Below are 12,390 nucleotides of genomic sequence, written 5' to 3' on the forward strand. Positions count from 1 at the left end.
ACTGGGAGAACGGTAACGATGACGAGCAACGGTCGGGTATCACGCGAGGTCGCGGAGCCCGGATCGCTCGGCGATGTCGACGAGGTGCTCACGCCACTCGACCCACTCGTCCGGGGTCCTCTCGGCGAGGTTGCCGTCCCCGTCGCCCGCGAGCCCGTCGAGCATCTCGCGCACGATGTCGGCGTGCCCCGCGTGCCGGGCGGTCTCGTAGGACATGTGCACGAGGATCCGGTGCAGCGTCACCTGTCGGCGATCCTCCGGCCACCACGGGACGACCCCGAGGGCGTCGAGGTCAAGCGCCTCGATGGTGGCGTCGGCGTGCGCGGCGCTGCGGTGGTGGAACGCGACGACGTCCGCCAGGGTCTCGTCGAGCGTCGCGTACATGTCGTCGCCGTCCTCGGACTCGAGCCAGGCGGGCGGGTCGGGCAGCGGGCGGCCGAAGACCTCGCCGAAGTAGCCGGCCTGCACGCCGGCGACGTGCTTCACCAGCCCGAGCACGTTCGTCCCGGTCGGGGTCACCGGCCACCGAGCCTGCCGTTCGGCCAGGCCGTCGAGCTTCGCGAGGAGCGCGTCCCGGTGCTTCTGCAGGTACCGGTGGAGGGTCCGCTTGTACGCGGCTGCATCGAGGACCGGCGCCGACCCCTCGTCCGACAACAGCGAGCCGCCGCTGGACGCCAGCGACGGACCCGCCGCTGCGGGGTGGACCTCGGGGACGGCGTCGGCGCTGCTCATGCCCTCGATCGTGCCACCGCACGCTGTCGGACGCGCTCCGACTCCTGCACGGCGACGCGCTCGGCGGTGAGCAGGAGGCCCGCGACCTCACCCGAGTTCCGGGACGGCGCGTCGTTCCAGCTCGTCAGGTCGCGCACCCGGCCCATCCGGACGTCCGGGGCCGGGCACCAGAGGACCGGCTGACCCTCCTCGACGGCGAGGGCGTGCCAGACGAGGTCGAGCGCCCGCTGGACCTGCTGCGAGTGCACGGCGTGCGGACCGCCGGCGGCCGAGACGACCGAGCCGACGAGGCACGCGGCGACGAGCGGGCGACCCTGCACGTCCATGGCCGCGGCACTCGACGCCTTGCGCATGCGCCCGTGTTCGTCGAGGTACGCGAACCACGCGTGCTGGATCCACCCCCGCTCGATGACGCCGCGCGCGACGGACAGCAGCCGTTCGAGGTCGCCGAGCTCCTGCAACCGGGCTTCGGCGCGACGCACACGGGATGCGGCCCGGCGCGCGGCGTACCGGTCGAGGAGCCCGCGGAGACCGGTGCGGGTGGGGGCGGACGGGACGGGAGAGGCGTCGGTGGCGACGTCGTGCTGGACGCGGAACTCGAGGGTCATGACGGCCCCTCCGATCTTCACGTGCACGGATTGGTGCGGTCACGATAGCCCCGGGCGGAGTCAGCCGTCCAGCACTGCGTCGATCGTCCGGCGTGCGACGGCACGGAACGTGCGGTCGTCGGACAGGTGCAGCGCCGAGGCGATGGACACGGCCCAGCCACGCGCCCGTTCCCAGGTGTCGTCGTCGGCGGTGACGCGCGCGCGGAAGGTGCGCCGCGCCTCCCGGTCGAGCACCAGCCAGGCGGTGGCGAGGTCGACCGCCGGATCGCCCGCCGTGACGTCGCCGAAGTCGACGATCGCCGCCAGGCGGCGGTCGCCGTCCGGCGACTCCTCGAGGAGCACGTTGAACGGGTGCAGGTCGCCGTGCACCCAGACGGGAGGCCCGGCGTACGCGGGCAGCGCCGCCGCGGCCCGCCAGACTGCCGCGAGTTCTCCGGCCCGGGGCACGTCCGCGGTCGCGAGTCGCGTCAGCACGCTGTCGCTGCGCGTCGCGAGCGGCACGGCGCGGACCGGGTTGACGGGTGCGTCGGGCGGTGCGGGGACGTGCAGGAGCTCGACGAACGCGGCGAGCGCCTCGCCCACGCGCACGCCGCCGGGACGGGCACCGGCGGGCACCCCGGGCAGCCAGCGGACGACGCTCCACGACCACGGGTACCCGAGGGCGGGGCGTCCGGTGCGGACCGGATCGGGGACGGGCACGACGGCCGCGACCCGGTGGGCGATCTCCGGCAACCACCGCTGCTCGTGCTCGATCAGCTCCGCGGCCGCTGCGCGGCGGGGAAGCCGGACGGCGAGCAGGTCACCGAGCCGGACGACGACGTTGTCCCAGCCGTTCGCGACGATCTCGAGCGGGAGGTCCGCGAGGTCGGGGTGCTGGTCGCGGAGCAGTGCCCGGACGAGCGGGACGTCGACGTCGACCTCGGCAGCGGGGGTGGCCATCGGGTCAGGCTAGCCCGACCGCGCCCGGGCCCGCGGGCACGGCCCCGTGGGCACAGCCCCGTGAACGGGGGCGAGAGCGGAAACCGACCGCTGGGTATCCTCAGGGGGAGTGGTGACGTGGGTGTCCCTGGGGGGACCCGCGTCGCTCGGACGGGCTCAGTCCCCGGGGGTGATCGGGGCGATCAGCCCGACGAGCCGCGGGATCTCCGGGCGCACCCGTTCGGTGACGATCGCGGCGAGCAGGACCGTCCAGAGTTCGCGGAGCCGCTCGTACAGGTCGCTCCGGTCGGCGAGCACGTCGGACACCGTCTGCACGCCCGTGTACGCGGGTATCACCACGCGGCCGACGAGCTCCGGTTCCCACGCGGGGTCGACCTCGCCGGCATCGACGCCCTGGCGCACGAGGTCGGCGACCACGGCGATCCAGTCGGTGTAGGGGTCCTGCCGGGCCACGTCCGCCGTCGCTGCCTCGGTGGAGAGTCGGATGCCGGCGCTCACGACGACCTCGTGGACCATCTGCGAGGCGAGGCCCTGCGACATCCACATCAGGACCTCGAGCGGGGTGTCGCCTCGGGCGAACGCGGCCTCGCCGTACGCGCGGGAGACCTCGTGCTGCCGGGCGATCACCGCACCCGCGAGGTCGGCCTTCGACGTGAAGTGGAAGTAGAGCGCGCCCTTCGTCAGGCCCGCGCGCTCGGCGACGGCGTCCATCGAGGCGCCCACGTACCCCCGCTCGTCGAACTCACCCGCTGCCGCGTCGATGATCGCGGCTCGCGTGGCGACTGCCCGCTGCTGCCGCGTGCGACCGTCCTGCGCCATGATCCTGCAATCGTACCGAGGGGGACTCCCGGCTGATCACCGGGGTTCTCCCACGCGGCCTGTCGTACGGTTCCCGGCATGGACGGATGGCGGAGCCCGGCACGGTGGGCACGGACGGGACGGTGGCTGCTGCTGCCGATCGCCGTGCTCGACTGGGTCGCGCTGGCGCCGCAGACGATCGTCGTGCTGGCGTTCCTGATCGCCGTCGTCGGGTTGGCGGGCATCGCGGCGGCACTCGTCGTCCACATGCTCGGGCGCTCCCGCGGGGCGATGGCGGCGCTCGGCGTCGTGCTGCTGATCGGCGGCCTCGTGGTGTTCGGTCTCGACCCGTTCCCCGGCTCGTTCCCGCTCATCGACCCCTGGTGGCCGGAGTCGATCACGCAGCCGCAGGTCGTGGGCAGCGCCTACTGGCAGCTCGCCGGCCTCGGCATCGAGCTCGCCGGCTTCGGGATGCTCGCCACCCTGCTCGTCGTGTCGCTCACCGCGAAGCCCGCGCGGCGCTGAGCCTCAGGGCCGGGTGAGGACGATGAGCGTCCCGCCCGTCGCGACCGCACGGACACGGTCGACCAGGTCGGCACCGGTCGTCGTCGCTCGGGCGAGCTCGACCAGGGCATCGAGGTCACCCACCCCCGCCAGGACCCCGTCGGTGCACAGCACGATCCGGTCGCCGCTCGCGAGCTCCAGGGAACCCGGGGTCCGCGGGATCGTGTCCGGCTGCAGGCCGATCGGGAGGTCGTGCGACCGCAGCGCCTCGGCCGTGCCGTCGGCGCGGAGGAGCACCGCGAGGCCGTGCCCGGCGTCCCCGTGGTCGACGTGACCCGACGTCGGGTCGAGCCGCAGGTGGAAGAGCGATCCCACGGTGTCCGCAGCCGACAGGTCGGCGGCGACCTGCGCCTCCAGGCCGACGATCGCCTCACCCATCGCGACGTCCGTGCGGGCGATGACCGCGGCACGGACCGCTGCGGCGAGGAGCGCGGACGCGCGTCCCGCCGCCGGGACCGAACCGACGGTGACGTGCAACCGGCCGTCGGCCGCGAGTCGCCAGTCGGCGACGTCACCGGAGTCCTCCCGAGGGACGGACAGGGTGTCGAGCGCGTACCCGGGCACCGTGATGGGCTCCGGGACGAGACCGTCGACCACCCGCCGCACGCGGTCGCGTTCGATCGAGTGCCCGAGCTCGCGCTCTGCCCACCGCGCGAGGTCCCGGAGCAGGTCGAGGTCCTCCGCCGTCAGGTCGCGGGGCTTCGCGTCCATGATGCAGAGCGTGCCGACCCGTGTCCCGTCGAGCATCGACAGGGGTGCGCCGGCGTAGAACCGGATGCCCTGCTCGGTCACCGCCGCGAGGTGCGCGAACCGCGGGTCGAGCGTGGCGTCCGGCACCACCATCGGCTCGTCGGTCAGGACCGTCGTCGAGCAGAAGACCTGCTCGGCCGGAGCGCTCCCGCCCTGCCGCCAGCCCTGCGTGGACTGCGCCGTGACGAGGTCGTCGTGCACGAGGTTGAGGAAGGTCAGCGGGACGCCGAACGCCTCCTGCGTCATGCGGGTGATGCGGTCGAAGCGTTCCTCGGGGCCGCTGCCGAGGACGCCGAGCGCCTCGACCACTGCCGTTCGGTGCGCTGCGGCGTCGAGGTGGGTCACCCGTCCTGTCTACCCGCACCCTCGCCCAGGAACCAGTCCCGCGGGTGGGGGTCGGCGGTGAGCTCGCGTCGCTCGGACACCGGTGCCGCCCAGGCGGCCGCGTTCGACAGCACGCGCTGGATGTCCGGGTGGTGGTACACGGGGTACTCCTGGTCGCCGGGGGAGAAGTAGAAGACCTTCCCGAGGCCGCGCCGGTAGGCGACGCCCGAACGGAAGACCTCGCCGCCGGCGAAGGTCGACAGGAAGACCTCCTCGTCGGGGCGCGGGATGTCGAAGTACTCGCCGTACATCTCCTGGCGCTCGATGACGATCGGGTGCGGGACACCGGTGGCGATCGGGTGCTCGGGAGCGACGGTCCAGACGAGTTCGCGTTCGCCGTCGTTGCGCCACTTCAGGGAGCAGGTCGTGCCCATCAGGCGCTTGAACGGCTTGGAGTAGTGCCCGGAGTGCAGGACGACGAGGCCCATCCCGGCGTGCACGGCGTCGACCACCAGATCGACGACGGCGTCGCTCACCTCGTCGTGCGCGGCGTGTCCCCACCAGAACAGGACGTCGGTGGTGGCGAGGCGCTCGGCGGTGATGCCGTGGTCCGGCTCCTGCAGCGTGGCGGTGCTCACGGTCGCCTCGGGGTGGTGCTCGCGGAGTGCGGCGGCGATCACGGTGTGCATGCCGTCGGGGTAGTGCCCGATGACCGTCGCGTCGCCGCGGGTCTCGTGCACGTTCTCGTTCCAGACGACGATGTTCAGGGGACGGGATTCGGTCGGCGTCGACATGGCTCCCACGCTAGCCGCCCGGTGCGTCGAATCGATACGACCGCCGGAGTGTCGGGGGTTCTCCAGGCCGGTTCGGTCACGATGTCGGCATGACTCCCCGATCCCTGTTCCGCGCCGCCGCGGTGGCCGAACTCGTGACCTGGACGCTCCTCATCGCCGGGATGGTGGTGAAGTACGGACTCGACGCCGGCGACTGGGGCGTGCGGATCGGCGGCGGGGTGCACGGGTTCGTGTTCCTGGCCTACCTCGTCGTCACGACCGTCGTCGCGGTGAACCAGCGGTGGTCGTTCGGGGCGCTCGTGCTCGGGTGGGCGAGTGCCGTCGTGCCGTACGCGACGGTGCCGTTCGAGGTCGCGGTGGCCCGGCGCGGGATGCTCGAGGGTCCGTGGCGCCGCGGTGCCGAGGGCCACGCGGGGTTCTGGGACCGCCTGCTGTTCTTCGTGGTGCGCCGCCCGGTGGTGTCGATCGTCATCGGCGTCGTGGCGGTCGCGCTGGTGTTCGTGGCGCTGCTGGCCGTCGGTCCGCCCGGTCGATGACGATCGAGTGAGCAGAAATCGTCGGGTGCGCGGCCCGGACCCGACGATCTCCGCTCACTCGATGCGGTGGTCGCCACCACGAACGAACGGGAGGCACGGTGCCAGCTGGCACCGTGCCTCCCGTCCGTCGTCAGCGCGGCTACAGGGCCGCGAGGATCCCGTTCAACGTGGCGGACGGGCGCATCACGGCGCTCGTCTTCGCGTCGTCCGGGCGGTAGTACCCGCCGATGTCCGCCGGGTGCCCCTGGACGCCGTTCAGCTCGCCGACGATCGTGTCCTCCTGCTCGCCCAGCGTCGACGCGATCTGCGCGAACGCCGCTGCGAGCTCGGTGTCAGCGGTCTGCGCCGCCAGTTCTTCTGCCCAGTACTTCGCCAGGTAGAAGTGGCTGCCGCGGTTGTCGATCGAGCCGAGCTTCCGGCCCGGCGACTTGTCCTGTTCGAGGAACGTCCCGGTGGCACGGTCGAGGGTCTCGCCGAGGAGCTTCGCCCGCTCGTTGCCGGTCACCCCGGCGAGGTGCTCGAGCGAGACCGCCAGCGCCAGGAACTCGCCGAGGCTGTCCCAGCGCAGGTAGTTCTGCTGCACGAGCTGCTGGACGTGCTTCGGCGCGGAGCCACCGGCACCGGTCTCGAACAGGCCACCGCCACCGAGCAGCGGGACGACGGAGAGCATCTTCGCCGAGGTGCCGAGTTCCATGATCGGGAACAGGTCGGTGAGGTAGTCGCGGAGGACGTTGCCCGTGACCGAGATGGTGTCCTCGCCGCGACGGATGCGCTCGAGCGAGAAGCGCATGGCGTCCTCGGGGGAGAGGATCTCGATCTGCAGCCCATCGGTGTCCTGCTCGCCGAGGTAGGTGCGGACGAGCCCGATGAGGTTCGCGTCGTGCGCACGCGTCTCGTCGAGCCAGAACACGGCGGGGGTCTCGGAGGCACGCGCACGGGTGACCGCGAGCTTCACCCAGTCACGGATCGCGACGTCCTTGGTCTGGCAGGCACGCCAGATGTCGCCCGCCTCGACGCCGTGCTCGATGACCGTCTCGCCGCCGCTCGTGACGACGCGCACGCGACCGGCTGCCGGGACCTCGAACGTCTTGTCGTGCGAGCCGTACTCCTCGGCCTTCTGCGCCATCAGGCCGACGTTCGGCACCGAGCCCATGGTGGCCGGGTCGAACGCGCCGTTCGCGCGGCAGTCCTCGATGACGACCTGGTAGATGCCGGCGTAGCTCGAGTCGGGGATGACGGCGAGGGTGTCGTGCTCGTCGCCGTCCGGACCCCACATGTGACCGGAGGTGCGGATCATCGCCGGCATCGAGGCGTCGACGATGACGTCACTCGGGACGTGCAGGTTCGTGATGCCCTTGTCGGAGTCGACCATCGCGAGCTCGGGGCCGGCGTCGATGCCGTCCGCGAACGCCTGCTTGATCTCGGCACCGTTCGGCAGGGCGTCGAGGCCGGCGAGGATCGAGCCGAGGCCGTCGTTGGGGTTCAGCCCGGCGGCGACGAGGTCGGCACCGAAGCGCTCGAAGACGCTCGGGAAGAACGCGCGGATGACGTGCCCGAAGATGATCGGGTCGGAGACCTTCATCATCGTGGCCTTGAGGTGGACCGAGAACAGGACGCCCTGCTCCTTCGCCGCGGCGATCTGGTCCTTCAGGAACGCCTCGAGCGCGCGGACGTGCAGCACGGTGCCGTCGACGACCTCGCCCGCGAGGACGGGCATCGACTGCTTGAGGACCGTGGTCTCGCCGTCCGTGCCGACGAACTCGATCGTCAGGACGTCGTCCGCCGGGGCGATCCAGGACTGCTCGTTCGAGCGGAAGTCGTCGACGCCCATGGTCACGACGTTCGTCTTCGAGTCGGACGACCACGCACCCATGCGGTGCGGGTGCTTGCGCGCGTAGTTCTTCACCGAGAGCGGCGCACGACGGTCGGAGTTGCCCTCGCGCAGCACCGGGTTCACGGCGCTGCCCTTGGTGCGGTCGTAGCGGGCACGGGCGTCGCGCTCGTCGTCGGTCTCCGGCTCGTCGGGGTAGTCCGGCAGGTCGTAGCCCTGCGCCTGGAGCTCCTTGATCGCGGCCTTGAGCTGCGGGATGGACGCCGAGATGTTCGGCAGCTTGATGATGTTCGCCTCGGGCGTCTTCGCCAGGTCGCCGAGCTCGGCGAGGGCGTCGTCCAGGCGCTGCTCAGCGGTGAGCCGCTCCGGGAACTGGGCGATGATCCGGCCGGAGAGCGAGATGTCGCGGGTCTCGACCTCGACACCTGCGGTGCCGGCGAAGGCCTGGATGACCGGGAGGAAGGAGTGGGTGGCGAGGAACGGTGCCTCGTCCGTGAGGGTGTAGATGATCTTGGCCATGCTGGCGGGTACTCCCTTGTTCGACCGTCGGTACGTCCACGGTACTCGTGGCGCAGGATGTCTCGACATCAAGATACATGGTGCGGCCTGCGCCGAGCAGGTACTCGGCTTTCTTCCTGGAGGCGCACTGTCGACACATAGGAACGTCGCCTGCAATGGTCTTCCGCACCACACGACCGCAGGAGGCGCGCATGTCCACGACACGGCAGACACCGTCGGACTTCGGGTGGACCGCCGAGGACCTGCGCTCGGCGTACGCCGTCGACGGCAGCGGACCGTACCGGTACGCGCCCGACGGCTCCGGTCCGTTCTCGTACGACGAAGACGGCTCGGGACCCTGGCTGGTCGGACCGGAGCCGCGACGTGGTGTCGCCCGGTTCGCGCCACGGGACCGCGGGTCGGGCTCGCGGCTGCGGCGGATCGGGACCGCCGTGACCGCGGGCACGCTCACCCTCGTCCTCGCCGTCGGGAGCGTGGCCGTCGTCGCGCACATCGTTCCTCCACAGCACGCGGTGAACGCCTCGGCCGTCCACAGCGCGGAGCCCGACCGGGACTGACCGCCCGGACGGTGTCATTCTGGGTGCGTGACCGAATTCCTCGTCATCGGCGTCATCGCCCTCATCGCCATCGCGGGCGCCGCCGTGCTCGGTCCGCGCATCGGTGTCGCTGCACCGCTCGTGCTCGTCGTCGTCGGGATCGTCGCGAGCCTCGTGCCGTGGATCCCGAACGCCGAGATCGACCCGGAGTGGATCCTCGCCGGGGTCCTCCCGCCGCTGCTCTACTCGTCGGCGGTGTCGATGCCGTCGATGAACTTCCGGCGCGAGTTCGGGGCCATCAGCGGGCTGTCGGTCCTGCTCGTCATCGCGTCGAGCCTCGTCGTCGGGCTGTTCTTCGCCTGGGTGATCCCGGGGCTCGGGTTCTGGTGGGGCATCGCACTGGGGGCGATCGTCAGCCCGACCGACGCCGTGGCCACCTCGATCGTCAAGCAGACCTCGATCTCCCGCCGGGCGATCTCGATCCTGGACGGCGAATCGCTCCTCAACGACGCGACCGCGCTCGTGCTCCTGCGGACCGCCATCGTCGCCGCGGCCGCATCGTTCTCGTTCTGGGGCGCGCTCGGGGACTTCGCGAAGGCCGTGGCCATCGCCGTGGTGATCGGCTGGTTCGTCGGCTGGGCGAACGTGTACGTCCGCGCCCGGGTCCCGAACGCCGCGGTCAACACGGCGCTCTCGTTCGCGGTCCCGTTCGTCGCCGCCGTGCCGACCGAGCTCCTGCACGGGTCCGGGCTCGTCGCCGCGGTCGTCGCCGGGCTGTTCACCGGGATCGTGGGCCCACGGAAACTCCCGCCCGGGCACCGTCTGTCGGACGCACAGAACTGGCAGACGATCGAACTCGTGCTCGAGGGCGCAGTGTTCCTCACCATGGGCCTCGAGCTCGCGTCCATCCTCCGGGAGGTCGAGCGGGACCACACGGGCATCGGGCCGGCGCTCCTCATCGCCGTCGGCGCGCTCGTGCTCACCGTGGCCGTCCGGGCCGCGTACGTCGTCCCCCTGCTGTTCGCGCTGTCGTCGAGCGCCAAGCGCGGGGAGCGCATGCAGGAGCGCTTCGCCGAGATGCACGCCGGTGACCGCGACGCCATGAGCGACGTCATCCGGGAGCACCGTCCCGGCAACCGCGCCCCGTCGGAGCGGGAGCTCGACCGGTTCTCCACACGGGTCCGCCGAACCCTGGCGGACATCGCGTACTACACGAAGGCACCGCTCGGCTGGCGGGAGGGCACGGCCGTCGTCTGGGCCGGCATGCGCGGTGCGGTCACGGTCGCCGCGGCACAGACGCTGCCCGACGGCACGCCGCAGAAGTCACTGCTCGTGTTCATCGCCTTCGCGGTCGCGCTGCTGTCGCTCGTGGTCCAGGGCGGCACGATCGGACCCCTCCTCCGCCGGATCGCCGCTCCGGCGCCGGACACTGCCGCGAAGGACACCGAGGAGCGCAGGCGGCTCCTCGACCTCATGCGGACGGCGGCGGAGCAGGTCCCGGGAACGAGCGAGGCCGGACCCCGTGCGCGCGAGGACCTCGAAGCAGCCGACCCCGCCGAGCTCCGGGCGTGGATGGGTCGCGAGAAGGCTCGACGACTCGCGGTGCTCGAGGCCCAGCGAGCCGCGATCCTCGACGCCCGCGACGACGGCAGCTTCGATGCCGAGGTACTCGAGTCCCTGCTGCAGAACCTCGACGCCGAACAGATCGCGCTCGAGCTCAGGGGCGCGCCGGCCCGCTGAGGGTCAGGCGGCTCGCGGTCACTCGCCGATGCGGACGCGGAAGACCCGGACCCCGGCGGTCTTCAGGGCCGCGAGCCCGAGCCGCATCCGGAAGTTCCGGAACGGCCGCTCGAACCCGGACGGGGCCGACGCCGCGCCGATCTGGTGCAGCACCTCGGACGTCAGCGTCCGCTCGAGCTTGGGCGCGAGCCGGGTCAGGCCGGACACGGTCACGACGATGCGGACCGCGTGCGGGGCGAGCAGCGAGTCGATCATCTCCGCTGCCTCCTGTGCACGGTGGAAGGCGGGGTCGCTGCCCGGTCGACGGATGGCGATGACGGCGAGTTCCGCGTCCCAGGTCTCGCCGGGATCCGGCAGGTCGTCGACACCGACCACGCGCATCCGGGCCGCGTCGACCCCGGCGCGTACGGCCGCCGTCCGGAGCACCGGCAGGAGTTCCTGCGTCCCTGCGAGCACGACGTGCGCCGACGCCAGGTCGACGGGTTCGTGCCGCTCTCGCGGCGTTCGGGCCATGTGGAGGGTCCTTTCCGCTCGCTCACTGCGGACACTACCGATCCCCGAGGGTCCGCGGTCGGGGCAGGCGGACGCATCAGGACCCTCCCAGGCCGTCGGTAACGAAGAGATCACGAAAGGACCTGTACAAAGCGACAGAGTCGTGCAGAATGGTGGGCGGCCATGACGACTGCACGCGAACTCGACCAGCACCCGGACACCCCGGTGGTGCACCTGTCCCGTCGCGCCGCCCTCGAGGCCGAGCGCGCAGCCGCCCGCAAGCCCGCCCGCCGCGACCGCCCCACGAAGCCGGAGCGCACGGCGGCGGAGCGACCCGCGAAGCCCGAGCGCCCCGGCCGTCGCGCCGCCGCCGCCCGCGCCACCACCGAGCACGTCGACTCCCGCATCCAGCACGTCGTCCGCCGCCCCGCACCCAGCGTGAGCCGAGCGCCCAGCGCTCCCCGCGCCTCCCGGTCGTACCGCGCCAGCCGGATCACCCTGACCAGCGCCCTCGCGGCCCTGGCGATGTTCGCCGCGTCGGCGATGCCGGCGCACGCCAGTGCCGGGACCTCGATGGCGACCGCGACCCTCGCCCCGTCCGTCCGCACGCAGGACTACGCCGTGACGAAGGCGATCTCGGCGAGCGCCCTCGACCGTGACGAGTTCACCGTCGGCGGCGGCTCCGCCGGAGCACCGGGCACGTCGGTGTCCTACGGCGGCGAGATCCGGTCGCCGTTCCCCGGACCGGTCCGGATGAGCTCGGGTTTCGGGTACCGCTCGGCACCGTGCAGCGCGTGCTCGTCGCTGCACCAGGGCCTCGACTTCAACCCCGGCATGGGTGCACCGATCGGTGCCGTCGCCGCGGGTACCGTCCGGGTCTCGGGCACCTACTTCTCGTACGGCACCGCGGTGATCATCGACCACGTGGTCGACGGCCGCGAGGTCTCCACGCTCTACGGCCACATGATCCCGGGGTCCTCCCCGCTCAAGGTCGGCGACACCGTCGAGGCGGGCGAGTTCATCGGCAAGGTCGGGTCCTCCGGCGTCTCGACCGGGGCGCACCTGCACCTCGAGGTCTGGATGGACGGCATCACGCCGATCGACCCCGAGGCCTGGCTCGAAGCGCGCATCGGGCGTTCCCTCACCGCTTGATCAGCTTTCCTGTGCAGAGTCACAGGCATGGACGATTGTCACAGACCGCCCGCCCGTCGCCGATCTGACCCGGCA

At 71.9% G+C, this 12,390-nt stretch carries 13 protein-coding genes; 5 read left to right on the forward strand and 8 right to left on the reverse strand.

Annotated features, from left to right (window positions below):
- Window positions 1–39 precede the first annotated feature (39 nt).
- From FS532_RS10485 to FS532_RS10500, 4 genes are all read right to left on the reverse strand, one after another.
- Window positions 40–732: a DinB family protein gene (locus tag FS532_RS10485; protein WP_144753655.1), complete on the reverse strand. Its 693-nt coding sequence runs from the start codon at window positions 730–732 to the stop codon at window positions 40–42.
- A complete protein-coding gene (locus FS532_RS10490; RefSeq protein WP_144753658.1) occupies window positions 729–1,340 on the reverse strand; it encodes a DUF6197 family protein in 612 nt (203 codons plus the stop codon). Before FS532_RS10490 ends, FS532_RS10485 begins: the two co-directional genes overlap by 4 nt.
- 60 nt (window positions 1,341–1,400) lie before the next feature.
- Window positions 1,401–2,279 carry an aminoglycoside phosphotransferase family protein gene (locus FS532_RS10495; protein WP_144753660.1) on the reverse strand — a complete coding sequence of 293 codons (879 nt, stop codon included), beginning with the start codon at window positions 2,277–2,279 and terminating at the stop codon, window positions 1,401–1,403.
- A 156-nt stretch (window positions 2,280–2,435) separates the two neighbouring features.
- Window positions 2,436–3,098, reverse strand: coding sequence for a ScbR family autoregulator-binding transcription factor (locus FS532_RS10500; RefSeq protein ID WP_144753662.1), 663 nt, complete (start codon window positions 3,096–3,098; stop codon window positions 2,436–2,438).
- 78 nt (window positions 3,099–3,176) lie between these two features.
- On the opposite strand from FS532_RS10500, the gene FS532_RS10505 reads away from it, so the two are divergent.
- Window positions 3,177–3,602, forward strand: coding sequence for a hypothetical protein (locus FS532_RS10505; RefSeq protein ID WP_079237497.1), 426 nt, complete (start codon window positions 3,177–3,179; stop codon window positions 3,600–3,602).
- A 3-nt stretch (window positions 3,603–3,605) separates the two neighbouring features.
- Here FS532_RS10505 and FS532_RS10510 read toward each other — a convergent pair whose 3' ends face one another.
- Both FS532_RS10510 and FS532_RS10515 read right to left on the reverse strand, forming a co-directional pair.
- Window positions 3,606–4,736 (reverse strand): PP2C family protein-serine/threonine phosphatase, encoded by a 1,131-nt coding sequence (locus FS532_RS10510; protein ID WP_144753664.1) that lies wholly within the window; start codon window positions 4,734–4,736, stop codon window positions 3,606–3,608.
- On the reverse strand, window positions 4,733–5,509 hold the full coding sequence (locus tag FS532_RS10515; RefSeq protein WP_260852640.1) for a ThuA domain-containing protein: 777 nt from the start codon (window positions 5,507–5,509) through the stop codon (window positions 4,733–4,735). The genes FS532_RS10510 and FS532_RS10515 overlap by 4 nt, the downstream gene beginning before the upstream one ends.
- Window positions 5,510–5,598: 89 nt before the next feature.
- On the opposite strand from FS532_RS10515, the gene FS532_RS10520 reads away from it, so the two are divergent.
- Entirely contained in the window at window positions 5,599–6,045 is a 447-nt protein-coding gene (locus tag FS532_RS10520; RefSeq protein ID WP_144753666.1) for a DUF3817 domain-containing protein, read from the forward strand.
- 139 nt (window positions 6,046–6,184) lie between these two features.
- Here the strand turns inward: FS532_RS10520 and FS532_RS10525 are convergent, their stop codons facing one another.
- Window positions 6,185–8,395 (reverse strand): NADP-dependent isocitrate dehydrogenase, encoded by a 2,211-nt coding sequence (locus FS532_RS10525; protein WP_144753668.1) that lies wholly within the window; start codon window positions 8,393–8,395, stop codon window positions 6,185–6,187.
- Window positions 8,396–8,586: 191 nt separating this feature from the next.
- Between FS532_RS10525 and FS532_RS10530 the strand changes: the two genes are divergently transcribed.
- Both FS532_RS10530 and FS532_RS10535 read left to right on the forward strand, forming a co-directional pair.
- Window positions 8,587–8,952: a hypothetical protein gene (locus FS532_RS10530; protein ID WP_144753671.1), complete on the forward strand. Its 366-nt coding sequence runs from the start codon at window positions 8,587–8,589 to the stop codon at window positions 8,950–8,952.
- A gap of 27 nt (window positions 8,953–8,979) precedes the next feature.
- Window positions 8,980–10,671, forward strand: a complete 1,692-nt coding sequence (locus FS532_RS10535; RefSeq protein ID WP_144753674.1) for a cation:proton antiporter — start codon at window positions 8,980–8,982, stop codon at window positions 10,669–10,671.
- Window positions 10,672–10,689: 18 nt separating this feature from the next.
- On the opposite strand, the gene FS532_RS10540 is transcribed toward FS532_RS10535, so the two are convergent.
- Window positions 10,690–11,184 carry a hypothetical protein gene (locus FS532_RS10540; RefSeq protein ID WP_144753677.1) on the reverse strand — a complete coding sequence of 165 codons (495 nt, stop codon included), beginning with the start codon at window positions 11,182–11,184 and terminating at the stop codon, window positions 10,690–10,692.
- A 162-nt stretch (window positions 11,185–11,346) separates the two neighbouring features.
- On the opposite strand from FS532_RS10540, the gene FS532_RS10545 reads away from it, so the two are divergent.
- The gene (locus FS532_RS10545; protein ID WP_144753680.1) at window positions 11,347–12,315 is read left to right on the forward strand and encodes a M23 family metallopeptidase; all 969 of its coding nucleotides are present in this window, start codon (window positions 11,347–11,349) and stop codon (window positions 12,313–12,315) included.
- The last annotated feature ends 75 nt before the right edge of the window (window positions 12,316–12,390 follow it).

The sequence above is a fragment of the Curtobacterium pusillum genome (assembly GCF_007673235.1).
GTDB lineage: Bacteria > Actinomycetota > Actinomycetes > Actinomycetales > Microbacteriaceae > Curtobacterium > Curtobacterium pusillum_C.